16 protein-coding genes are annotated in these 23,086 nt (G+C 65.8%); 10 read left to right on the top strand and 6 right to left on the bottom strand.

From position 1 onward, the window contains the following. Positions 1-26 precede the first annotated feature (26 nt). The 3 genes from D0T21_RS27210 to D0T21_RS27200 all read right to left on the bottom strand — a co-directional run bounded on the left by D0T21_RS27210 (position 27) and on the right by D0T21_RS27200 (position 5,385). A complete protein-coding gene (locus D0T21_RS27210; RefSeq protein WP_116992579.1) occupies positions 27-656 on the bottom strand; it encodes an FxDxF family PEP-CTERM protein in 630 nt (209 codons plus the stop codon). A 206-nt stretch (positions 657-862) separates the two neighbouring features. Further along, positions 863-3,637 carry a pitrilysin family protein gene (locus D0T21_RS27205; protein WP_116992580.1) on the bottom strand — a complete coding sequence of 925 codons (2,775 nt, stop codon included), beginning with the start codon at positions 3,635-3,637 and terminating at the stop codon, positions 863-865. Positions 3,638-3,738: 101 nt separating this feature from the next. Beyond that, positions 3,739-5,385, bottom strand: a complete 1,647-nt coding sequence (locus tag D0T21_RS27200) for a M28 family metallopeptidase (RefSeq protein WP_116992816.1) — start codon at positions 5,383-5,385, stop codon at positions 3,739-3,741. A gap of 194 nt (positions 5,386-5,579) precedes the next feature. On the opposite strand from D0T21_RS27200, the gene D0T21_RS27195 reads away from it, so the two are divergent. Beyond that, positions 5,580-6,485: a DUF2167 domain-containing protein gene (locus tag D0T21_RS27195; protein ID WP_116992581.1), complete on the top strand. Its 906-nt coding sequence runs from the start codon at positions 5,580-5,582 to the stop codon at positions 6,483-6,485. On the opposite strand, the gene D0T21_RS27190 is transcribed toward D0T21_RS27195, so the two are convergent. Next, the gene (locus tag D0T21_RS27190; protein WP_116992582.1) at positions 6,451-7,851 is read right to left on the bottom strand and encodes a GntP family permease; all 1,401 of its coding nucleotides are present in this window, start codon (positions 7,849-7,851) and stop codon (positions 6,451-6,453) included. The genes D0T21_RS27195 and D0T21_RS27190 overlap by 35 nt on opposite strands. A gap of 178 nt (positions 7,852-8,029) precedes the next feature. Between D0T21_RS27190 and D0T21_RS27185 the strand changes: the two genes are divergently transcribed. The 4 genes from D0T21_RS27185 to D0T21_RS27170 all read left to right on the top strand — a co-directional run bounded on the left by D0T21_RS27185 (position 8,030) and on the right by D0T21_RS27170 (position 11,780). Continuing rightward, positions 8,030-9,178, top strand: coding sequence for a TIGR04552 family protein (locus tag D0T21_RS27185; protein WP_116992583.1), 1,149 nt, complete (start codon positions 8,030-8,032; stop codon positions 9,176-9,178). A 54-nt stretch (positions 9,179-9,232) separates the two neighbouring features. Continuing rightward, on the top strand, positions 9,233-10,270 hold the full coding sequence (locus D0T21_RS27180; protein WP_116992584.1) for a hypothetical protein: 1,038 nt from the start codon (positions 9,233-9,235) through the stop codon (positions 10,268-10,270). Positions 10,271-10,338: 68 nt separating this feature from the next. Then, positions 10,339-11,352, top strand: coding sequence for a hypothetical protein (locus tag D0T21_RS27175; protein ID WP_116992585.1), 1,014 nt, complete (start codon positions 10,339-10,341; stop codon positions 11,350-11,352). 29 nt (positions 11,353-11,381) lie between these two features. After that, on the top strand, positions 11,382-11,780 hold the full coding sequence (locus tag D0T21_RS27170; protein ID WP_116992817.1) for a hypothetical protein: 399 nt from the start codon (positions 11,382-11,384) through the stop codon (positions 11,778-11,780). Positions 11,781-11,831: 51 nt separating this feature from the next. On the opposite strand, the gene pepN is transcribed toward D0T21_RS27170, so the two are convergent. Beyond that, positions 11,832-14,483 carry an aminopeptidase N gene (gene pepN, locus D0T21_RS27165; RefSeq protein WP_116992586.1) on the bottom strand — a complete coding sequence of 884 codons (2,652 nt, stop codon included), beginning with the start codon at positions 14,481-14,483 and terminating at the stop codon, positions 11,832-11,834. Between the two features lie 62 nt (positions 14,484-14,545). Next, the gene (locus D0T21_RS27160) at positions 14,546-16,603 is read right to left on the bottom strand and encodes a S9 family peptidase (protein ID WP_116992587.1); all 2,058 of its coding nucleotides are present in this window, start codon (positions 16,601-16,603) and stop codon (positions 14,546-14,548) included. Between the two features lie 182 nt (positions 16,604-16,785). Between D0T21_RS27160 and D0T21_RS27155 the strand changes: the two genes are divergently transcribed. From D0T21_RS27155 to D0T21_RS27135, 5 genes are all read left to right on the top strand, one after another. Next, positions 16,786-17,364 carry a TetR/AcrR family transcriptional regulator gene (locus tag D0T21_RS27155; RefSeq protein WP_116992588.1) on the top strand — a complete coding sequence of 193 codons (579 nt, stop codon included), beginning with the start codon at positions 16,786-16,788 and terminating at the stop codon, positions 17,362-17,364. A gap of 76 nt (positions 17,365-17,440) precedes the next feature. Further along, positions 17,441-18,151 (top strand): SDR family oxidoreductase, encoded by a 711-nt coding sequence (locus tag D0T21_RS27150; RefSeq protein WP_116992589.1) that lies wholly within the window; start codon positions 17,441-17,443, stop codon positions 18,149-18,151. 362 nt (positions 18,152-18,513) lie between these two features. After that, positions 18,514-19,086 carry a hemerythrin domain-containing protein gene (locus D0T21_RS27145; protein ID WP_116992590.1) on the top strand — a complete coding sequence of 191 codons (573 nt, stop codon included), beginning with the start codon at positions 18,514-18,516 and terminating at the stop codon, positions 19,084-19,086. 87 nt (positions 19,087-19,173) lie between these two features. After that, the gene (locus tag D0T21_RS27140) at positions 19,174-20,601 is read left to right on the top strand and encodes an MFS transporter (RefSeq protein WP_229211651.1); all 1,428 of its coding nucleotides are present in this window, start codon (positions 19,174-19,176) and stop codon (positions 20,599-20,601) included. A 142-nt stretch (positions 20,602-20,743) separates the two neighbouring features. Further along, on the top strand, positions 20,744-23,080 hold the full coding sequence (locus D0T21_RS27135) for a S9 family peptidase (RefSeq protein ID WP_116992592.1): 2,337 nt from the start codon (positions 20,744-20,746) through the stop codon (positions 23,078-23,080). Positions 23,081-23,086: the final 6 nt, after the last annotated feature.

Below are 23,086 nucleotides of genomic sequence, written 5' to 3'. Positions count from 1 at the left end.
GCTTAGCGTCCGCGCCTATTCCGTGTTCAGGCTGCGGCGCGGGCCTTGCGGCGCGCCGCCCAGCCAACCAGACCCAGGCCGCCCAGCAGCATGGCGTAAGTTTCCGGTTCCGGCACGGCGTTGACTTCCACTTTATCGATGAAGGCGGTGGCGTCGTCGGTGGTCTGGCCGGCAAAGCTCAGCGTGGTGGCGCCGGCGGCGTTGAAGGTCAGCGACTTGGCCGTCCAGCCCGCGCCGAAGTTGACCGACTCGACGCTCATCACGTTGCCGCCGACGGAGACCTGGTAGGTTTCGGCCGGGGCGCCATAATTGCTGCGGCCGGCGTCTATCCAGGACAGCGTGTACCTGCCGGGGGCCAGGTTCAGCGTCTGCTGGATAAAGCTGGTGCCCTGGATGCCGACCAGCACATTGCCGTCCGGCGTGTTCGGATTGCCCCATGGGCCGCTAGTCGACAGCATCAGCGGGAAGCCGCCGGTCCAGCCGTTGACGATGCCGCAATCGAAAGGTCCGCCCAGGTAGCAGTAGGAGCCTGCCGGCAGGCTGAAGCCGGGATCTTCAAAACTGCCGTTGACCACCAGGTTGGCCGCCTGCGCGGCGCCACCCATGCTCAATGCGGCCGAGGCCGCTACCAGGGCGGCGAGAATCTTCTTGTTCATAGCTGGAGCTCCTTGCGAAGTGGGACAAAAACCGGATGACGCCAAGAGATTCAAGTAGACCACATTTGATGCATTTTGTACATTATAATTATCAAAATACAACGTAAATTGCAATACAGTAAATGTTCTGCTGCATCCGCGCCACAAAAAAAATCCCCGCACATGGCGGGGATTTTTTGACTGTACCTCGCGTTAAAGCTTGACGCTTACTGGACCGGCTTGCCGTCGGCGTCGATCTTGCGCACTTCGCCCAAATTCAGGGCGCGCACGCCGGCTTCCACCTTGCTCAGGTCGCCCACCACCAGCCAGGTCAGCTTGCCCGGCGTGATGGTGCGCGCCGCCAGCGCGTTGGCCTGCTCCGGCGTCATCGCCAGCACGGTGCCGGTGAAGGTGTTGAAGTAGTCGGCCGGCAGCTTGTATTGCAGGATGGTGCCGTAGGCGCCGGCCAGTTGGCCGGCCGTCTCGAACGAACCCGGCAGGCGCAGGGTTTCGTTTTCCTGCGCGCTGCTCAGCTCGGCCGCGGTGATCGGCTTGGCGCCGGCGATGTTGGCGTATTCCTGCACCAGTTCCTGCAGGGCCGCGCCGGTCTTGTCGGTCTGCACCGGCGAGGTGCTCAGGTACAGGCGCTGGCCCACCGCCGGCTGCAGGCCGGCGTTCACGCCATACGACCAGTGCTTGTCTTCGCGCAGGTTCATATTGATGCGCGAGCTGAAGCTGCCGCCGAAGATGTTGTTGACCACTTGCAGCGGCACCGCTTCCGGCGCGTTGCGCGGCGGCGCCAGTTGCGCGGCGTAGATCACGCTTTGCAGCGCGCCCGGCTTGTCCATCAGGTAGACCACCGGCTTGTCGGCCGGCGCGACCTGGGCCACGTTCTTCTTGGGCACCGCGCCGGGCTTCCAGCCGCCGAAGGTTTTTTCCAGCAGCGGCGTGATTTCCGCCAGCGTGGTGTCGCCCACCACCAGCAGGGTGGCGTTGTTGGGCTTGAACCAGGTCTGGTGGTACTTGACCAGGTCGTCGCGGCTGATGCGCGCCACGGCGGCCTCGGTGCCGGAGCCGGTCAGCGGCAGGCCGTAGGCATGGCCCTGGCCGTAGATCAGGCCCGGCATCACGCGCAGCGCCATCAATTGCGGATTGCTCTTCTCGCGCGCGATCGCCGCCAGCCGGTCCTTCTTCAGGCGGTCCAGCTCGTTCTGCGCGTAGGCCGGATGCAGCAGCACGTCGGCGTAGATGTCCAGCGCTTTCGGCAGCGTGGCCTTGAGCGCGTTGAGCTGCACGAAGGCGCCGTCCAGGTTGCTGTTGGCGGAGTACTCGGCGCCCAGCGCCTCGAACTCTTCGCTGATTTTCAGCGAGCCGCGCGTCGGCGTGCCCTCTTCCAGCATGCGCAACGACAGGCTGGCCAGGCCGGGCATGTCCTGCGCGTCGGAGGCGTAGCCGGCATCGATCATCATCGACAGGTTGACCACCGGCGCGCTGTGGCGCTCGGCCAGCACCACCTTCAGGCCGTTCGACAAGGTGGCGCTCTGCATGGCCGGCAGCTTCAGCGATTCAGGCTGGCCCAGCGCCGGCGGCGCGCTGCGGTCCAGCTTGGCGCCGGCGGACAGATTGGTCGGGAAAGGCTGCACCTCCAGCACGTAGTCGCCGTCGGCCAGCCATTCGTTCATGGCCTGCTTGATGGCGGCCGGCGTGGCCGCCTTGATGGCCTTCAGGTAGTCCTTGTAGCAGTCCGGATTGCCGGTGTAGGTGCTGCAGGAGGCCAGCAGATCGCTCTTGCCGCCGAAGCCGCCGACGCGCTCGACGATGCGGGTGTAGCGCGCCAGCAGCGCGGTCTTGGCGATCTCCAGCTCGGCCGCGGTGGGGCCGGACTTCATCAGCGCGCGCAGCTCTTCGTCGGCGGCCTGCTCCAGCTTGCGGGTGTCGACGCCGGGACGGGCGGTCAGCGTCAGGTCGAACTGGCCGGCGATTTCCGACGAGTCGTTGCTGGCGCTGGCACTGGTGGCCAGCTGGTCCTTGTACACCAGGCGCTTGTAGAAGCGCGACGTCTTGCCGCTGCCCAGCACGTGCGCGGCCAGGTCCAGCAGCGGCTCGGTCGCGGTGTTCGCGCCCGGCACGTTCCACACGCGGTAGATGCGCGCCTGCGGCACGCGGTCCTGCACGGTGCCGCGATGGGTGCCGGTGCGCTTGGCGATCCACGCCTCATGCTTGGCCAGCGGCGGGCCGGCCGGGATCTCGCCGTAGTACTTCTCGACCTTCTCGCGCGCCTGTTCCGGCGTGATGTCGCCGGCCAGCACCAGGGTCACATTGTTCGGGCCGTAATTGGTCTTGAACCATTCCTGCACGTCCGTCATCGAGGCCGCGTCCAGGTCCTTCATCGAGCCGATCACGGTCCACGAATACGGGTGGCCGGCCGGCCAGGTGTTTTCCGTCAGCAGCTGGTAGGCCACGCCGTAGGGCTGGTTCTCGCCCTGGCGCTTTTCGTTCTGCACCACGCCGCGCTGCAGGTCCAGCTTCTTCTGGTCCAGCACGCCGAGCAGGTGGCCCATGCGGTCGCTCTCGGCGAACAGGGTGTAGTCCAGCATCGAGGTCGGCACGTTCTCGAAATAGTTGGTGCGGTCGGTGTTGGTGGTGCCGTTCAGGTTGGTCGCGCCGATGCGCTCCATGGCGTTGATGAAGGTGCCCTGGTTGAAGTGGTCGCTGCCGCTGAACATCAGGTGTTCGAACAGGTGGGCGAAGCCGGTCTTGCCGGCCTTCTCGTTCTTCGAGCCCACGTGGTACCAGGTGTTGACCGCCACCACCGGCGTCTTGTGGTCTTCATGGACCAGCACGGTGAGGCCGTTCTTCAGCACGAACTTGGTGTACGGGATATCGGGGATGGCGATATCGGCTTTGACGGACTTGGCCGGCTCGGCGGCGTGCAGCGCGCCGCTGGCTGACAACAGGGCAATCGAAGCCGCCAGGATGGTGCGGCGTAGGGACAGGGTCATGCGGAATCTCCTCGGTAGGGGGAAGGCAGGCTGCAAAAAAAAACGCACCGGCATTCAAGCGGGTGCGCAAGTATTCTATTGCTTTTTAGTTAAATTGGCGACTATTTGCGCTTGGCAGAGCTGGCGTCGCGGGTGGCGCGGAATTCGGCGTCCTGCGCCCAGTTCGGCCAGGCGCTGGAATCGGCCAGGTCGCGGCCCAGTCCGTACAACAGGCCGAGATCGTGGGCCATGCCGGTGAACGGCCAGGCGGCGCTCCACTCATCCGACGGCTGGTGGTAGTTGTTGGTGTTGTAGTCCTCTTCCGCCTTGTGGCCGGCCGCCAGGCCGCCGTCGATCCAGTCGTCGCCGGAGCCGAAGGAAATCGCCGGCACGCCGCGCTTGGCGAACGGGAAGTGGTCGGAACGGAAGAAGTGACCCGCTTCCGGTTTCGGATCGGGCGCATACGCCATGTCCATCTGCTTGGCCTTGGCGATCAGCTGGTCCAGCAGGTCCAGCTTGGCGCTGCCGGAGATGGTGAAGTTGCGCGCCGGGCCATAAGGGCTGAGCGCATCCATGTTGATCACGCCGGCCGTCTCGGCCAGAGGATACAGCGGATAGGCGGCGTAGTACTCGGAGCCGAGCAAGCCCTTCTCCTCCGCCGTCACCGCCAGGAACACCACGCTGCGTTGCGGCGCCGGCGCCTTGCCGTAGGCGCGCGCCAGTTCCAGCAAGGCGGCGATGCCGGTGGCGTTGTCGACCGCGCCGTTGTAGATCTTGTCGCCCTTGGCGTCCGGCAGGCCGACGCCCAGGTGGTCCCAGTGCGCGCTGTACATCACCGTCTGCTCCGGCGCGCTGCTGCCGATCACGCGGCCGGCCACGTTCTTCGACACGATGGTCTGGGCGTCGACCGCGTAGCTGGCGCTCAGGTTCACGCCCTTCAGCTGCACCGGCTTGAAGTTGCGGGTCTGCGCCAGCTTCTTCAGCGCCTCGAAGTCCTGGCCGCCGCGCTTGAACAGGTCGACAGCGAGGTCGCGCTGGATCCAGGCTTCCATCGGCGCGTGCGCCATGGCCGGCTGCTTACGCACGATGTCGTACATGACGTTGGTGTTGGAGTTCTTCACCGTGGCCCAGCCGTAGGAAGCCGGCGCGGTCTCGTGCACGATGATGGTGCCCAGCGCGCCGCGGCGCGCCATCTCTTCGAACTTGTAGGTCCAGCGGCCGTAGTAGGTCATGGCCTTGCCGCCGAAGTCGCCGATGCCGGTCTCGAAGTCGGGATCGTTGATCAGCACCACCGCCAGCTTGCCGCGCAGGTCGAAGCCCTTGAAGTCGTCCCACTTGCGCTCCGGCGCGTTGACGCCGTAGCCGACGAACACCAGCGGCGCGTTGCGGAAGTCGACCTGCTTGCTGCCGTTCATGGCGGCGCGCACGGCCATGTCGTCGCCCTGCTTGAGTTCCTGGCGGGTGGTACCGTCGCTGACGACCAGCTTGACCGGGCCCTTGATTTCAAAGCGGCCCAGCGGCACATCCTGGGTCCAGCTGCGCTGGGTCTTCTGGCCTTTGAGCAGGTCGCCGGCCGGCTGCAGGCCGGCGGCCTTGAATTGCTCGATCAGGTAGTTGACGGTCTTGGTTTCGCCGGCCGTATTCGGGCCGCGGCCTTCGTATTCATCCGACGCCAGCACTTTGACGTCTTGCGACAAATGCTTGGCATCGAACTCCGGAACGCTGGCTGCCTGTGCGGTAGCGGCAGCGACCAGCGAACAAATGAGCATGGTGTTTTTCAAATCTGTCTCCGAAATTATTTTAATTAAAACTGCGAGGCAATACTGACATGAAATCAACCCACGGGCAATCAGACAGGCGCATGCCGGGCGTAGCGTTTCATCCACGCCGCACACGGCTGGAGATAATTACCAAATTCATAATATTTTCCTGTAGGATATGGCTTTTCTAACAAGGAGTGACGATGCGCCGTGTCCTGACCGCCCTGTTGTGCCTGATCCTGTGCGCACCGCTGCTGGCCGGCGCCGTCGACGCGCCGGAGCAGTTGCTGGCCGGCTTGCATTTCCAGACCGGCAGGGTCACGCTGCCGGGCGGCATCGCCACGCTGGAGCTGCCGCCGCACTTCCGCTATCTGAACCCGGAAGACAGCAACAAGCTGCTGGTCGACGGCTGGGGCAATCCGCCGGGCGCGCCGACGCTGGGCATGATCTTGCCGGCCAATGTGGATCCGCTGGGCGCGGCTGGGTGGGGGGTGATCGTCAGCTACGAACCGGGCGGCCACGTCCGCGACGACGACGCCGGCGGCATCGACTACGCCGAGCTGCTGGTGCAGCTGAAGGATGCGGTGGCCGACAACAACACCGCGCGCCGCGAGCAGGGCTACGCGGCGATGACCTTGATCGGCTGGGCCGAGCAGCCCAGCTACGACGCGGCGCAACACAAGCTGTTCTGGGCCAAGGAATTGCACACCGAGGGCAGCAACGAGAACGGCCTGAACTACCACGTAAGGGTGCTGGGCCGCGAGGGCGTGCTGGTGCTCAACGCCGTGGCCGGCATGGACCAGATCGCGCAGGTCAGGAGCGAGATGAAGAACGTCGCCGCCCTCACCGATTTCACGCCGGGCAAGCGCTACGCCGACTTCGACGGCAAGACCGACAAGGTGGCCGACTACGGCCTGGCGGCGCTGGTGGCCGGCGGCGTCGCGGCCAAGCTGGGCCTGTTCGGCAAGCTGTCCGCGCTGCTGCTGGCGTTCAAGCAAGTGATCCTGGTCGCCGTGGCCGCCGGCGGCGCCTGGCTGTACAAGGTGCTGGGCCGTGGGGCCGCGGCGCCGGCCGTCACACCAGCCCGGTCAGGTAGTACACCGCGATGACGAAGAACACCGCCGTGGTCTTGATCAGCGTGATGGCGAAGATCTCCCGGTAGGATTCGCGGTGGGTCAGGCCGGTGACCGCCAGCAGCGTGATGACGGCGCCGTTGTGCGGCAGCGTGTCCATGCCGCCGCTGGCCATCGCCACCACCCGGTGCAGCACCTCCAGCGGAATATTGGCCGCCTGCGCGCCCTTGACGAAGGCGTCCGCCATCGCCGCCAGCGCGATGCTCATGCCGCCCGAGGCCGAGCCGGTGATGCCGGCCAGCGAGCTGACCGACACCGCCGCGTTCACCAGCGGATTGGGCACGCTGCGCAAGGCGTCGCTGACCACCAGGAAGCCCGGCAGCGAAGCGATCACGCCGCCGAAGCCGTATTCGGACGCGGTGTTCATCGCCGCCAGCAGCGCGCCGCCGACCGCCGCCTTGGTGCCCTCGGCGAAGGTGCTGCGGATGCGGCCGAAGGCGGTCGCCACCACCAGCAGGATGCCCAGCAGCAGCGCGCCCTCCACTGCCCAGATGCCGATCACGGTCTTGATCGGCACCGCCACCGGCGCGTGCAGGCCGGGCAAGGCTTCGGTGGTCAGCGCGTAGCTGTCGCCGTACCAGCCGGGGATGTGCTTGGTCAGGATGAAGTTGGCCACGCCCACCAGCAGCAGCGGCGCCACCGACAGCAGCGGATGCGGCAGGCCGGTGCTGGCGGCGCGGGCGGTGTCCTTGGCGGTGCTGGCGCCGTAGCCTTCGCCCTTGGCCATGGCCGAGCGGCGGCGCCATTCCAGGAAGCTCAGGCCGACCACCAGGATGAACAGCGAGCCGATCACGCCCAGCCACGGCGCCGCCCAGCCGGTGGTCTTGAAGAAGGTGGTGGGAATGATGTTCTGGATCTGCGGCGTGCCCGGCAGCGAATCCATGGTGAACGAGAACGCGCCCAGCGCGATCGCGCCCGGCATCAGGCGCTTGGGGATGTTGCTCTGGCGGTAGAGTTCAGCGGCAAACGGATAGACCGCGAACACCACTACGAACAGCGACACGCCGCCATACGTCAGCAAGGCGCACACGGCGACGATGACGGCGTTGGCGCGCGAGCGGCCGATGTACTTGATGGCCGCCACCACGATGGCTTCGGAAAACCCGGACAGCTCGATCAGCTTGCCGAACACGGCGCCCAGCAGGAACACCGGGAAGTACAGCTTGACGAAGCCGACCATTTTTTCCATGAAGATGCCGCTGAACACCGGCGCCACCGCGCCCGGGTCGGTCAGCAGCACCGCCCCCAGCGCCGCCACCGGCGCGAACAGGATTACGCTGTAGCCGCGATACGCGGCCAGCATCAGAAACACCAGTGCGGCAAGCACAATCAGGAAGGACATGCGGGCTCCGTCGATTCAAATGAGATCGGCACATTGTAGAGATAATCCGGCGCCGACGTAGCTGGACTGAAAGCAGAACCCGCATTGTCGCAGGCGGGCGCGCCGGGTGCGGCGGTGCAGCATTGACGCTGATCAAACAGACTGCGATACTGAATCATCGCCGCCTCTGCCTGATGCCATGTCCGAACTCAAAGCCTCGCTCAAGAGCGGGGGCAAGTTCTCGCTCAACTGGAGTTATCTCAACGCAATTGCCAACGGCGTCTCGGCAATCGACTTGGGGGCGCTGGCGTTGCGCAACCTGCACGACGCCCACCAGTTCGTGCGCGAGTACGGCTTCGACCTGGACCAGCCGGCCGCGACCGCGCTGATCAAGCGCGCCCATCGCGAGGCCATCGACTTCATCACCGGCAGCTTCCTCACGCCCGAACAGGCGGCGCTGATCCCGGACGACGTCACCCACCCCGACGACCCGCTGGAACTGCTGGTGTACGCCTCGCTGCGCGGCCAGCATGTCGACCTGCGGCGCATGTGGTCGTGCGCGGTGCTGAAGGTCATGCACGGCATCTTCTACATCGACAACAACCTCAAGCTGCGCCACTTCCACGCCATCCGCGCCCAGGTGTTCGGCACGCTGGACGAAGTGATACGCCACGATGGCGACCGCCACTACCTGACCGACGGCGAAGTCTGTCTGCCGATGCTGCACTACGACCGCAAGGACAACAAGGGCCGCAGCAGCATCCTGCTCAAGCTGCTGCAAAAGGCCGCCTACCTGGCGGCCGACATCTTCGACCACCTGGGCGTGCGGCTGGTGTTCGCCACCCGCTTCGAATGCCTGCTGGCGCTGCGCACGCTGCAACGGGCGCACCTGCTGTCGGTCACCAACGTCGATGCCGAACGCACCCGCAACACCTTGCTGGACCTGGAGGCGGCCAAGCTGATCTTCAACAAATACCGCGCCCAGCTGGAGCACAGCGACGAGTATCCGGCCGCGCTGCTGCAAGTCATGGACGCCGAACTGGCCGAGCTGGCGCAACCGCAAACCCGCTGCGACAATCCGCACAGCGGCAGCGGCTTCAACAGCATCCAGGTCACGGTGCGCAAGATGATCCACGTGCAGCAGCTCGACGCCGGGCCGGAGCAGGACTACGACGTCGGCTTCTTCTTCGAGTACGAGATCCAGCTGATGGACGAGGCCAGCTATCAGCGCAGCCTGACCGGCCCGGCCAGCCACGACGCCTACAAGAAACGCCAGCTCGACGCCGCCCGCACCCGCGTGTTCGGCCGCGAGCTGCTGCGCTGGATCGAACAGCAGGTTGCAAACTAGACAATTTCAGTTCCAGCCTATAAGATCGCGCCCTTTTTCCACACAAGGCGCATCATGTTACGCAACGCTTCCATCCTGACTATCGCCGCCCTGCTGGCCGCTTGCGGCGGCGGCTCCGCTGGCGGCGGCGCCTCCAGCGCCACCCCGGCCGAGGTCCGCCCGCTGGCCGACATCAAGCCCAGCGTCGGCGATTTTTACTCGTACCAAGAGCTCTACACCATGATCGAACCGGCCGCCACCAGCGCCGCCGGCGGGCCGCCACCGCTGTGGTACTCGAATGTGGTGACTTCGGTCAACGCCGATGGTTCCTGGGTACAGGACCAGATCCTCGATGATCCGTCGCTCGTGCGCGGCCAGACCAGCATCCTGGCCGACGGCGACAGCAGCGCCTACGTCAGCGGCCAGTGCACCTCGACCTACGCGCGAACCTACACCAGCGGCAAAAAAGACCTGACCGTCGGCGCCAGCTGGAACGTCACGACGACCACCAGCTACTCGCCGGGCTGCGGCGCCCTGCCCCCCGTCACCAGCACCTCCACGACCACGGTCGCCGCGCTGGAAACGGTGACGGTTCGCGCCGGCACCTTCAAGACCGCGAAGCTGGTTTCGAGCGCCAGCATGAAATCGGCCGACGGCACAACAAACACCAGGGAAAGCACCAGCTGGGTCGAATCCAGCTCCAATCGCGCCATCAAGAACAGCGTCGTGCTGACCTCGGTGACGGCGGCAGGCAAGCGCACCTCGCACAGCACTACGCTGGAACTGCAAGGCTATGCGCAGGCCAAGACCGGACGCGCCATGCTCAACGTGGAGCGCTTCAGCGGACCGTGGTCGGGCACCTTCAGCGGCACCTACAGCGGGCGATGCAGCGGCCAGGTTTCCACCGCCGGCGTGCTCGATGCGTCCTGCGGCGGCGGCCAGTTCGCCGTGCATGGCAACATCGACGCCAACGGCAATGTGGCGTTCTCGCTGAATGTAGGCAGCAGCGCCGGCCCCACGTTCAGCGGCAAGTTCGATACGCCGTTGAGCATCCAGGGCAGCTGGAGCGCGCCGGACGGCAGCTCCGGCACCTGGCAGCTGAACCACCTGTAAGCAAGCCAGCCGTGCGCCGCCGAACGGCGCACGGTTCTACCATCGGGCTTTAGCAGGAGGAAGCGGCGATGCGCTATCCAGTCCATGCCTGGCTGCTGGTTGCGGCGGCGCTGGCCGGCGCCGCCCACGGCCAGGATGCCGCGCCGCCGCGCGTGACGGTCACCGCCACGCGCGACCCGGTCGATAAGTCCTACCGCAAGATGATCGCCGGCATGCAGCGCTTCGAGCGCGAGCATGCCTTGGCGCCGCAGGCCACGCTGCGCTTCGAACTGCTACCGCGCCTGCCCACCACCCGGCTTGACGGCATCACCCTGCGCGTGGCCGGCGATACGCTGTCGCTGCCGGTCCCGGTGGCGCCGGACCACACCTTCACGCTGGCGCTCAACGCCCAGGCGCTGAAGGAAGACGCCGCCCTGGTCGCCAGCAGCAAGACCAGCACGCTGACCTGGCGCGCCCGCGTGCGCAGTCCCGGCGTGCCGGCCGGCATGCGGCGGCTGGGCGATTTGCGGCTGGAATGCAAGGTCGGCGTACAGGCCGGGCTGCTGTCGAACAACGACCAGCTGTTCGCCTGGCTGGGCGAACTGTTCACCGACGCCGACCGCGTCTGCTCCTCGCCGCAAGGCAATTACCTGTTCTTCAGCGAGCGGCCTCTATTCGCCGTCACGCTGCGCGACGGCGCCCGCAGCGAGACGCTGCCGTTCGACATGCTGTACGCCGGCGGCACGCAGACGCCGGACACGCTGCCCTTCTGCGATTGCCAGGTACTGCTGGACCGCAGCTTTTACGCGCCGCTGTGGGACCGCGGCTGGTCCGACGACACGCTGCTGGAGTTGAGCTACCAGGACGATCCGCCCGGCGCCGCCGACACCGCCGTGGCCGACGACCACCGCAGCATGCAGCAGATGCAGGCCGCGCTGGGACCGGCCAGCGTGATCCGCTTCGACAGCGGCTATCAGGTGTGGCGCTACCGCTATCCGTCGCTGACGCCGGCCAAAGACGGCGAGCCGCGTTATGCCGACTTCGTCATCCTGTTCGGCCCGGACGGCATGGCGCGCAAGGCGCGCTTGAGCGAACGCTTGTAAAGCCTGCCGGACAGGATCATGATATGGCCATGAAAACCACATTCCGCCCCCTGTGCCTGGCCGCCGCCGGCGCGCTGATACTGATCGCCACCGCCTGCCACGGCACGCCGCCCGTCAAGCCTGACGCCGCATCGCTGTGGCAAAAAATCCAGGCCCAGAACGCCGACACCGGCTGCGACCGCGACAGCCAATGCCACACCATCGCCGTCGGCGCCAAGGCTTGCGGCGGACCGGAGCGCTACATCGCCTGGTCCGACCGTGCACAGGATGGCGCACAACTCAAGCAGCTGGTCGCGCAGCACGCCGCCGCCCGCGTCGAGGAAGACAAGCGCGGCCACATGCTGTCGAACTGCATGCTGGCGGTGGATACCGGCGCCGTCTGCCGCGCCGGCCGCTGCGTGCTGAACGTGGGAACCGCCCAGCCATAAAAAAACCCGCAGGCCTTGCGGCGTGCGGGTCTTTTTCTTCAACTGACGATGTTAGTTGGCGGTCATCGCCTTCTTGATGGCCACGCAACGCTCATCTTCCTGATGCGTCACCAGCAGCGCGCGCCGGGTGCCGGCCGACAAGTCCTTCAACTTGCCCACCGCCGCCTGCAGCCGCTGCACGCTGGCCGGCGTGCAGTTGGCCGGTATCATCATGTTGGCGTAGGAGCGCATGAAGACCGGGCCGGCGGCCTTGTCGACCTGCCCCAGCTGAGCCAGGCGCTGATTGGCGCTCAGCTCGCCCAACGCGCCCTGCTCGGCCGGATACATGCTTTCCATCGCCCGGCGGATCTTCGAGAACGGCAGCTTGGTTTGCGGGTCGATGATCTGGGCCAGCCATTCGGCCTTGACCTTGGCGTCCGGCTGAACCACGGTGGCGCCCAGCGCGGCGGCCTGGCCGCTGTCGGACTTGTCGCGTTCCTGTTCCGCCGCCAGCAAGGCCGCCGCGCCCGGATGGGCGTAGCGGTTCAGGCGGTTGACGATATCCCAGCGCACGTCCTGGCTGACGTTCAGGCCCGGCACCACCAGCTTGCCGCTGAGGATGTCGGCCAGCTGCGCCAGCGCGGCCGGGGTGCTGGCGATGTCCAGGTAGGTCGCGAACCAGCGGCGCTGGAAGTTGTTGTCGCCACTGGCGGCCTGGGTGGCGGCGAACGCCATCTGCTCCAGCTGCGTCGTCATCTGGCCTTTGTAGCCGGCCACCGACGGCCCCATCTCATCGAGATAGGCCTTGGCGGTGCGGATCTTGCCGGTAACGTCGCCCAGCAGCGTGTAATCCTTCTCGCCCGGCGCGTTGGCCAGCACGGTGTTCAGGAACTCGTTGAGCGGCAGCTTGGCGGCGCGCACGCCATCCCACAGGCTTTGCCACAGCATCGAGCGCAGCAGCGGATCGTCCACCTTGCCCAGGCTGGCCTGCGCGGTGGCGAAGGATTTTTTATCCAGCTGCACTTGCGCATAGCCCCAGTCCTGGTAGTTCGGATAGACCAGGTCCGGACAGGCGGCGCCCGCCAGTTCCGGCACGGCGGTGTTGGCGCCCTTGTAGGTGACGGCCACGTTCTTGCCCAGCTTCAGTCCGTCCGCGCCCAAGTTGAACAGGCCGATCTGCACGCGCTGTTCGCGCAGCGTCGGCATCGCCTTGCTTGGCGCGCTCTGGCGCAGATTGAAGCTGCTGATCTTGCCGCCGGCGCAGCTGAATTCCGCCGCGATGGTGTTGACGCCCGGCTCGTACAACCACTGCTTGGTCCAGCCGCTGAGGTCGCGGTGCGCGGCCTCGCCCAGGCTGCCGATGAAGTCGTCCAGCTTCGCATTCTGGTACGAGTACTTGACCAGGTAGTTGTGCACGCCCTGGCGGAACACTTCCTCGCCCAGCAGGTGGCGCAGTTGCTTCAGGGTCGACGCGCCCTTGGAGTAGGTGATGGCGTCGATGTTGTCGAAGGCGTTGGCGGTGGACGGCACCGGCGTCTCGATCGAGTGCGTGGTCACGCGCAGGTCCTGCACGTAGGCGCCCTGCTTGGCGCCCGAGTAGAAACCCTGCCATGCGTTGCTGAACTCGGTCGATTCGGCGGTGGCCAGCGTGCCCATGAAGGAGGCGAAGCTTTCGTTCAGCCACAGGCCGTTCCACCACTTCATCGTCACCAGGTCGCCGAACCACTGGTGCGCCATCTCGTGCATGATGACGCCGGCCAGGCTCTGTTTCTGCGCCGCCGTCATCTCGTCCTTGTACAGGAAGCCGCGCTCGGCGAAGGTGATCGCGGCCGCGTTTTCCATCGCGCCGTACAGGAAGTCCGGCACCAGCAGCTGGTCGTATTTCTCGAACTGGTAAGGCACGCCGAAGTACTGGTCAAAAAACTTCAGGCCGCGCCGGGTGTAGTTGAACCAGTCCTGCGGCGACACCTGCGACGCCACCGACTGGCGCGCGAACAGGCGCATCGGGTACGGGCCGCCGTGGTCTTCCCACACCTTGTACGGGCCGGCGTGCATGGCGAAGTTGTACGAGCTCAGCTTCTTGGTGCGCGGGAAGGTCCAGCGCTTGGTGTTGCCGATATCCTGGATGCCGGTCTCGCGCTTGGTCGACGACACCACCCAGTCGGCCGGCGCGGTGACGGTGATTTCATACGTGCCCTTCAGGTCGGGCTGGTCGAACACCGGGAACATCTGGTGCGCGGCGGCCGGCTCGAAGTGCGAGTAGGTGTAGACGCGGTTGTCGACCGGGTCGACCATGCGGTGCAAGCCCTCGCCGTTGGTGCTGTGCAGGCGCGTGTAGCTGATGGTGACGCTGTTGCGGCCGGCCTTCAGGTCGGCCGGGGCGATGGTGATGAACCACTGGTTGTATTGCGGCGCCACGACCTTGCCGTTGACGGTCAGGCTGAGGATGGTGGCCTTGTCGAGGTCGATGGTCAGCGGCTGGCCGGCGTCGCTCAGGTCGAAGCCCAGCGTGGTGGTGCCGGAGAAGGTTTCCTTGCCGGTCAGCGTGAAGTCCAGCGTGTAGTCGACATTGGCCACGCGCGCCGAACGGGCGGCGGCATCGGCTTGCGACAGGAAGGCGTTCTCGGCGCGTGGAGCGGCGGTAGCGGCAGCGGTGGCCGGAGCGGCGGCTTGCGCGGCGCCATAGACCAGCGCGATGGCGGCCGCGATCATGCATTTTTTCATGGGTGTTCCTTGAATGTGGCAACGCCCGCAGTGGCTGCGGGCGTTGCGTGATTAAACTGGTTTTATTTTTTGAGGTAGGTATCGAGCCAGTCGATCACCGTGTGGTGCCACAGCAGCGAGTTGGCCGGCTTCAGCACCCAGTGGTTTTCATCCGGGAACATCAGCAGCTTGCTTGGGATGCCGCGGCGTTGCAGCGCGGTGAAGGTGCCCAGGCCCTGCGTGGTCGGAATGCGGAAGTCCAGGTCGCCCTGCACCACCAGCATCGGGGTTTTCCAGTTCTTCACTTTCAGCGCCGGGTTGAACTTCTCGTGCAGTTCCGGCACGTCGTAGTAGGCGCCGCCGTTTTCCCATTCGGTGAACCAGATCTCTTCGGTGGCGTAGGCCATGCCGCGCGTGTCGAACACGCCGTCATGGTTGACGATGCACCTGAAGCCGTCGGACCAGCTGCCTTCGATCCAGTTCATCATGAAGCCGCCGTAGGACGCGCCCAGCGCGCAGCTGCGCTCGCGGTCCAGCCACGGGAATTTCTGCACCGCTGCGGCCAGGCCTTTTTGCAAGTCTTCCAGAGGCTTGCCGCCCCAGTCGCCGCTGATCGAATCGGTGAACTTCTGGCCGTAGCCGGTCGAGCCGTGGAAGTCGATGAACACGGTGGCGTAGCCGGCGCCGGCGTACACCTGCGGATTCCAGCGATAGCTCCACGAGTTGCCGAAACTGCCCTGCGGGCCGCCGTGCACCAGGAAGGCGATCGGGTATTTGACGCCGGGCTGGGCGTTCCATGGCTTCATCACGTGGCCGTAGACGGTCTCGCCGTTGGCGCCGGTGAAGGAGAACTGCTCGTACTCGCCGAACTTGACGTCGGCCAGCGCCTGCGCGTTCAGCGTGGTCAGCTGCTGCGCCTTGTCGGCCGAGCCACCCAGCTTGAACTTAAACAGCTGCGCGCCGGACGCCAGGTTGGCCTGCGCCATGACGACGGTGTCGCGCGCGACGTCGAAGCCGCTCACATAACCGTTGCCGGTCAGCGCGCTCACCTTGCCGCTGGCGGCGTCGATGGAGAACAGGCGGTGCTGACCGATATCGTCGGCGCTGGCCAGCAGGGTCTTGCTGTCCGGGGTCCAGCGGTAGTCGGCGATCGAGCGGTCCCAGTTGTCGGCGACGGTGCGCTTCTTGCCGCTGGCGACGTCGATCAGCACCAGGTGGAAGCGGTCGGCTTCAAAGGTCGGCTTGTCCATGGCCAGGTAGGCCAGCGTCTTGCCGTCCGGCGAGTAGATCGCCTTGGTGTCCCAGGCCTGGTTGTCGGCGGTCAGGTTCTTGACCGCGCCGCCTTCGGCCGCCACGGTGTAGACGTCGAAGTTGGTCGACCAGGCTTCGGTCTTGCCGGCGATGCGGGCCGAGAAGACCACGGTCTTGCCGTCCGGGCTGAAATGGTATTCGTCGTGGTCGCCGAACGGCTTGGACGGCACGTCGCCGTCGAGCATGCCGGACAGGCTGACCGGCTGCGCGCTGACCTTGCCGCTGGCGTCGATCGGCGCCGCGTACAGCACGTTGGTGCGGCCGTCGGCCCAGGTATCCCAGTGGCGCACGAACAGCTTGTCGTAAACCTTGCCGCTGGCCTTGGCCTTGCCCTGCGCATCGAGGCGGGTCTTGGTACAAGCCAGGTCGGCGCAATCGCGGAACACGGCCAGGCTCAGCGCCAGGCGGTCGCCCTGCGGCGACAGGCGGAAGTTTTCCACGTCCAGCGCCAGGTCGGTCACGCGCGCCGCTTCGCCGCCGGCCAGCGGCAAGCGCCACACCTGCTGCGAGCCGGAACGGGCCGACAGGAAGTAGACCGCGTCGCCGGCCGGTGACCATTCGGGATCGCTGCTGCTGGCGTCGGCCTGGGTCAGGCGTACCGGCGCAGCCTTGGGCGCGCGCAGGTCCAGCATCCACAACTGGGTGTTGCCACGGTTCTTGTCCAGATTGGTGGAACGCACCGTGTAGACGACGCGGGTGGCGTCCGGCGACAGCACCGGGCTGCCGACGCGCTCCATCTTGACCATGTCTTCAACGGTGAAGCCGCGCGGCGCGGCCAGGGCGTTGGAAGCCGCGACGGCGGTTCCCAACAGCAGCAGTGATAGTCTCATTCGGTGATCTCCGACGTTATAAGAAAAATACCGGCTGGTGGCCGGCTGTCGGCATGATACCAAGATCGCAGTGCAGCAAGCAAAACAGTTACTTGGCTGTTACTTGCCGCCGCTACTCTTTCAAACGATTGGCAACAAAAATTATTCTTGACTATTTTGAGACGACCGGTCATATTTAGCGCATGGCCAAACCAAACGTCAAAGAGCAAATCGTCACAGCCGGCTTGAACCTGCTTCACAGCAAGGGTTTCAACGCCACCAGCGTCCAGGACATCACGGACGCCGCCGCTGTGCCGAAGGGCTCGTTCTACAACCACTTCGCCAGCAAGGAAGCGCTGGGGCTGGAAGTGTTGCAGCGCTACCGCGCGGCGGCGGCCGGCTATCTCGACGTGCTGGACGACGCCAGCCAGGCGCCCAAGGCCAGGCTGCGGACGTATTTCGACCTGCTGATCGGCGCCAACACCGCCACCGACTACAACTGCGGTTGCATGCTGGGCAACTTCAGCAGCGAACTGTCGACCCAGATCCCGGCCATGCGCGACGCGCTGCGCCAGGCCTACGACGAATGGGCCGCCGCCCTGTCGGTGGTGATCGCCGCAGGCCAGCGCGACGGCAGCATCGGCGCGCAGCAGCCGGCGCTGGAACTGGCCCATTTCGTCATCGACGCCTGGCAAGGCGCGGTGCTGCACGCGAAAGCGTCGCACAGCCGGGCGCCGCTGGACCGCTACGCCGACATGGTGCTGAACCGTATTTTGCTGTGATGCTTTTTTTTTCGCCGGTTTTTAAGATGACCGGTCATATTGTTTTTCATCGATTTACCCACTGAAAGGAAATACCATGAACATCAAAGATGCCGTCGTCCTCATCACCGGCGCCAACCGTGGCCTGGGCAAGGCCCTGGCGCAAGCCGTGCTCGCCGCCGGCGCCCGCAAGGTGTATGGCGGCGCCCGCAACCCCGCCAGCGTCACCCTGGCCGGCGTCACGCCGATCCAGCTCGACGTCACCAACGCGGCCGACATCGCCGCCGCCGCGCAGGCCATCCCCGACCTGACCATCCTGATCAACAACGCCGGCATCTTCACCGGCAGCGGCGTCTCCACGCCCGACGCCGACGCCTCGGCGCGCGCCGAACTGGAGACCAACCTGTTCGGCCCGATGGCGCTGAGCCAGGCCTTCGCCCCCGCGCTCAAGCGCAACGGCGGCGGCGCCATCGTCAACGTGCTGTCCGCGCTGAGCTGGATCAGCCTGCCGACCAGCGGCACCTACAGCGTGTCCAAGGCCGCCGCCTGGGCGATGACCAACGGCCTGCGCGGCGAACTGCAGGCGCAGAACACCCAGGTGCTGGGCGCCCACATGGGCTATATGGACACCGACATGACCGACGGCGTGGACGCGCCGAAATCGGCCCCGGCCGACGTGGCCCGCCTCATCGTCGCCGCGCTGGAAGCGGGCCAGGACGAAGTGCTGACCGACGACACCGCGCGCCAGGTCAAGCAGGGCTTCACCGCCCCGCGCAGCGCCTACCTGGGCCAGCCGCGCGCCGCCTGATTGCTACCGCAGCGCAGCAATCTAGCCGCGGCGAAACATCGCCGCGGCTAGATACAAAATATTTTTGATCGACGCAATAAATCACGTATTTTCACACGCAAAATAGGTGCATAATTTCCCTCTCAGTCAGGAAGAGTACGCACGTTCACGACCGGCATGGCGTGTAGTCAACTCGTTTTCCCCGCCGGTAATCTTCGCGATTTTATTTCGATACTGTTATTGCCACACGACTAGTTGTGAACAATTGTAAATCGACGTTGAATGAGTCCGCCACAGCGCTAAGGTAGCAGTCTTCACCTCGGGCGCGTCCGCCATCCAACGCTTGCCGCGCAGCCGAAGTCAGACGAAATACGGGAAACGTTATGCTCACTGCCACCTATGTCTTATTGACACTATCGATCGAACAAAAAAAAGAACGCCATTTCATCGCCCGTCTGCTGCAATACGTGCAGTCGATCGCGCGTCGCCCGCAGGAAATCGATCCTGTGTTCATTGAATCCCAGCTCAAGGAATTGACCACCTTTGCCGAGTCGCGCCACCAGCGCAAAGTCGAGGTCTGCCTGATGCCGGCCGTGCGCGCGGCCGACGCCAATTGCGGCGCGCTGATGAACGATCTCGAATCGCTGAGCCGGCTCGGCGGCGCCATGCTCAACGCCGTGCACAAATGCCTGCGCCGCGCCATGCGCCGCAGCGCTTCGCAAGGCAAGTTCCTGTGCCGCACGGTGGACCTGTATTGCCAGAACCTGCTCAAACGGCTCGACAAGGAAGAGCAGGAGCTGCTGCCGCTGGCGCAGAAAGTGATCTCCAGCGAAGAATGGTTCGAGATCGGCAGCCAGTTCCTGGCGCAGGAAGACAACGGCGCCGCCACCCAGCCGGAGCTGCGTCCGCGCCGCGCCCGCATCTATGACGCCGGTCCCGGCGCAGCGGCCGCCTGACCTGGTGCAAGCGCAATGCTGGAACACTGCGGAACACTGTTGTTTTGAGTTCCGCCGCGCGCCGCTAACGCTTGCCTAAGCAATATCGTGCAGATTAATATCGTCTGCATGCAGACCCATACCGCCACCGTACTGCACCTCCGCGGCTCCGCCGGCTTGGACGCCATTTACCGCAAAATCAGCTGGCGCCTGCTGCCGCTGCTGATGCTGTGCTACGCGGTCGCCTGCCTGGACCGCATCAACCTCGGCTACGCGCAAGGGCAGATGCAAGCCAGCCTGCGCTTCGACGACCAGGTTTACGCCTGGGGCGCCGGCCTGTTCTTCGCCGGCTGCTGCCTGTTCGCCCTCCCCGCCAACCTGCTGCTGGAAAAGACCGGCGCCCGCCGCACGCTGCTGCGCCTGATGCTGTGCTGGGGCGTGGTGTCGGCCGCCGCCGCCTTCGTCCGCACGCCGTTCCAGTTGTACGCGCTGCGCTTCACGCTGGGCGCGTTGGAAGCAGGCTTCTTTCCCGGCGTGATTCTGTACCTTTGCTGGTGGTATCCGGCGCCGCGCCGCGCGCGCGCGTTCGCGGTGTTCGCCTCGGCCGCGCTGCTGGCCGGCGTCGCCGCCGGTCCGCTGTGCGACGCCACGCTGACATACCTGCATGGCGCGGCCGGCCTGCAAGGCTGGCAATGGCTGCTGCTGACGCAAGGCCTGCCGGCCGTGCTGCTGGGCGCCGTCGTCTACGGCTACCTGGATGAGCGCCCCGACGATGCCGGCTGGCTGACACCGTTCGAACAACTGATGATCGAACAGGACTTGGCGCGCGACGAAGCGCAGCTGCAGGCGGCATTCGCTCCCGGCCAGCCAGCGCCGGACGACGCCGCGCCGCCTTCGACCGCCGACATCATAGACTCGCTGCTGCGCGACCGCGCCCTGTGCCTGCTGGCCGCCGCCAACCTGCTGCTGATCGGCGCCAGCTACGCGCTGCTGTCCTGGGCGCCGGCGCTGATGCAGCGCTGGGCCGAAGCAAGCCATATGCAGCCTGGCCTGCTGGCCGCAGTCCCCAGTCTGGCGGGGGTGCTCGGCATGATCGCCATCGGCTACGATTCGGACCGCCGGCACGAACGGCGCGGCCACTTCGTCGCCTGCATGGTGCTGGCCGCCGGCGGCCTGGCGCTGGCGCTCGCCGCCAACAACGGCATGGCCTGGTCGCTGGCCGGGCTGGTGCTGGCGTCACTGGGCATCGCCTCGGCCGCGCCGCTGCTGATTGCCATCGTCACCGACCTGCTGTCGCGCCGGCGCGCCCCGGCCGGCATCGCGCTGGTGCTCAGCTTCGGCCTGCTGGGCGGGGCGTTCGCCCCGGTACTGAGCGCGCGCCTGCTGGCGTGGGGCGGCAGCGCCGCCATGCTGGCCGTGCTGATCGCCATGTACCTGGCGGCCGGCGCCATCCTGCTGCTGGCCTTGCGGCTAGCGCCACGCCACGGCGGCCCGGACGCGCGCCATGGCAGCAGCGACAAGATGGCCCGCAACTGAAGACGCAACTGAACATATAAGCATTACAGTTCACTGGAGCCTGGGCTAGAATCGTGGACGCGCCGTGATCCGGCGCTCCCGTTCACCCAACCTCAAAGCGAAACTACCGATGCGTTTTGTCTTGCCCCTTTTAGCCGCCGCCATGGCCGGCTCGTTCGCCGCCAGCGCCGGCGCCACGCCAACCCCGATCACGCTGGACCAGGCGATGGCCAATCCCGACTGGATCGGCAATCCGGTGGAAGCCGCATGGTGGGGCTGGGACAGCCGCCAGGTCTACTACAAGCAAAAGCGCGCCGGCTCGCCGCTGCGCGACACCTTCCAGATCGCCGCCGCCGGCGCAGCGAAACTGGTCGACGACAAGCAGCTGGCCAACCTTGACGCCGCCGCCCCCGTCTACAACCGCGACCACACGCGCGCCCTGCTGCTGCGCAACGGCGACCTGTTCGAGCGCGACCTGAAGACCGGCGCGTTGACGCAGATCCTGCGCGGCACCACGCCCGCCGTCGATCCGCAATACGCCGCCGACGGCGCCCACGTGCAGTTCCGCGTCGGCGCCGACTGGTTCAGCTGGAGCCGCGCCGAGCGCCTGGTGTCGCCGGTGGCGCTGCTGCGCACCGCCAAGGACCCGGACGCCGCGCCGGACGCCGACAGCCGCCGCGACCTGCAACTGCGCCTGATGTCCACGCTGGCGCGCCTGAAGGAAGAGAAGGACGCCACCCGCGACCGCCGCAACGCCGAACGCAGCGCCGACCCTACCCGCGCGCCGCTGCCGGTCTACTTCGGCGAGAAGGTCGTCATCGACACCAGCGCGCTGTCGCCGGACGGCCGCTACCTGCTGGTGGTCACCAGCGCCAAGGACGGCGACAAGCGCCGCGTCGGCAAGCTGGCCAAGTACGTCACCGAATCCGGCTACGAGGAAAGCGACGACCAGCGCAAGCGCGTCAGCGACGCCGGCCCGCTGCCGCAGCAACTAAAACTGGTTGAACTATCGACCCGCAAAGTGACCGACCTGTCGTTCGACGCCCTGCCCGGCATCGCCGTCGATCCGCTGGCCGAACTGCGCGCCGCGCACAAGCTCGATCCGCTCAAAGGCAATCGCGGCCTGCGTTTCGAAAACCGCGAAGACTCGATCCGCTGGAGCGCCAACGGCGCGCAAGTGGCCGTGATGGTGCAGGCGATCGACAACAAGGACCGCTGGATCGCCACAGTCGACCTGGCCGGCGCCAAACTGAAACCGGTGCACCACCTGAGCGACGCCGCCTGGGTCAATAACCGCGGCAACGATTTCGGCTGGCAGCCCGACAACAGCTCGCTGTGGTACCAGTCGGAAGAAAGCGGCTACGCCCACCTGTACACGCAAACGGCGGACGGCAAGGCGCGCGCGCTGACCTCGGGCAAATGGGAAACCAGCGACGTTGAATGGAACGCCGACGGCAGCACCGCCTACTTCCTGTGCAATCCAAAACTGCCGGGCACCTACGAGGTGTGTTCCGCCTCCACCAAGGACGGCGCCTTGCACGAGCTGACGTCGCTGGGCGGCGTCGAGAGCTTCACGCTGTCACCGGACGGCCGCAAGCTGCTGGTGCGCTACTCCAGCGCCTACATGCCGACCCAGATCGCCACCGTCGCCAGCAGCGGCGGCGCCGCCATCCAGCTGACCGACACCCGCAGCGCCGACTACAAGGCGCGCGAGTGGATCACGCCGCAGATCGTCGCCGTGCCGTCCACGCATGGCGCCGATCCGGTGTGGGCCAAGCTGTATCGCCCGGCCACGCTGGAAGCGGGTAAAAAATATCCGGTGGTGATGTTCGTGCACGGCGCCGGCTACCTGCAAAACGTCAGCAAGCGTTATCCGGTCTACTTCCGCGAGCAGATGTTCCACAACCTGCTGGTGGAAAAAGGCTACATCGTGCTGGACATGGACTACCGCGCATCGCTGGGCTACGGCAGCAAATGGCGCACCGCGATCTACCGCCAGATGGGCCACCCGGAACTGGAAGACTACATCGACGGCTTGAACTGGATGGTGGCCAACCAGCAGGGCGACGCCAAAAACGTCGGCATCTACGGCGGCAGCTACGGCGGCTTCATGACCTTCATGGCGCTGCTGCGCGCACCGGATCAGTTCAAGTCCGGCGCGGCGCTGCGTCCCGTGACCGACTGGACCACCTATAACCACGAGTACACCTCCAACATCCTCAACACGCCGGAGCTGGACCCGGATGCGTACAAGATCTCGTCGCCGATCGAATACGCCGACAAGCTGCAAGGCAATCTGCTGATCGCCCACGGCATGATCGACGATAACGTGTTCTTCCAGGATTCGGTGCGCATGGCGCAGCGCTTCATCGAACTGAAAAAAGACAACTGGGAACTGGCGCCGTATCCGCTGGAGCGTCACGGCTTCGTGCATCCGGAAAGCTGGTACGACGAATACCGCCGCATCTATCAGCTGTTCGAACGCACGCTGAAACAATAAGGAGTT

This window comes from Duganella sp. BJB476 (assembly GCF_003416895.1).
Lineage (GTDB): Bacteria > Pseudomonadota > Gammaproteobacteria > Burkholderiales > Burkholderiaceae_D > Rugamonas.
The sequence above is the reverse complement of the archived record's forward strand: the minus strand, read 5'-3'. Positions and strand labels throughout refer to the sequence as shown.

Bases quoted from the DNA above. Each gene is read 5' to 3' on its own strand.
- D0T21_RS27210 (WP_116992579.1), bottom strand. From the start codon at position 656: ATGAACAAGAAGATTCTCGCCGCCCTGGTAGCGGCCTCGGCCGCATTG.
- D0T21_RS27205 (WP_116992580.1), bottom strand. From the start codon at position 3,637: ATGACCCTGTCCCTACGCCGCACCATCCTGGCGGCTTCGATTGCCCTG.
- D0T21_RS27200 (WP_116992816.1), bottom strand. From the start codon at position 5,385: ATGCTCATTTGTTCGCTGGTCGCTGCCGCTACCGCACAGGCAGCCAGC.
- D0T21_RS27195 (WP_116992581.1), top strand. From the start codon at position 5,580: ATGCGCCGTGTCCTGACCGCCCTGTTGTGCCTGATCCTGTGCGCACCG.
- D0T21_RS27190 (WP_116992582.1), bottom strand. From the start codon at position 7,851: ATGTCCTTCCTGATTGTGCTTGCCGCACTGGTGTTTCTGATGCTGGCC.
- D0T21_RS27185 (WP_116992583.1), top strand. From the start codon at position 8,030: ATGTCCGAACTCAAAGCCTCGCTCAAGAGCGGGGGCAAGTTCTCGCTC.
- D0T21_RS27180 (WP_116992584.1), top strand. From the start codon at position 9,233: ATGTTACGCAACGCTTCCATCCTGACTATCGCCGCCCTGCTGGCCGCT.
- D0T21_RS27175 (WP_116992585.1), top strand. From the start codon at position 10,339: ATGCGCTATCCAGTCCATGCCTGGCTGCTGGTTGCGGCGGCGCTGGCC.
- D0T21_RS27170 (WP_116992817.1), top strand. From the start codon at position 11,382: ATGAAAACCACATTCCGCCCCCTGTGCCTGGCCGCCGCCGGCGCGCTG.
- pepN (WP_116992586.1), bottom strand. From the start codon at position 14,483: ATGAAAAAATGCATGATCGCGGCCGCCATCGCGCTGGTCTATGGCGCC.
- D0T21_RS27160 (WP_116992587.1), bottom strand. From the start codon at position 16,603: ATGAGACTATCACTGCTGCTGTTGGGAACCGCCGTCGCGGCTTCCAAC.
- D0T21_RS27155 (WP_116992588.1), top strand. From the start codon at position 16,786: ATGGCCAAACCAAACGTCAAAGAGCAAATCGTCACAGCCGGCTTGAAC.
- D0T21_RS27150 (WP_116992589.1), top strand. From the start codon at position 17,441: ATGAACATCAAAGATGCCGTCGTCCTCATCACCGGCGCCAACCGTGGC.
- D0T21_RS27145 (WP_116992590.1), top strand. From the start codon at position 18,514: ATGCTCACTGCCACCTATGTCTTATTGACACTATCGATCGAACAAAAA.
- D0T21_RS27135 (WP_116992592.1), top strand. From the start codon at position 20,744: ATGGCCGGCTCGTTCGCCGCCAGCGCCGGCGCCACGCCAACCCCGATC.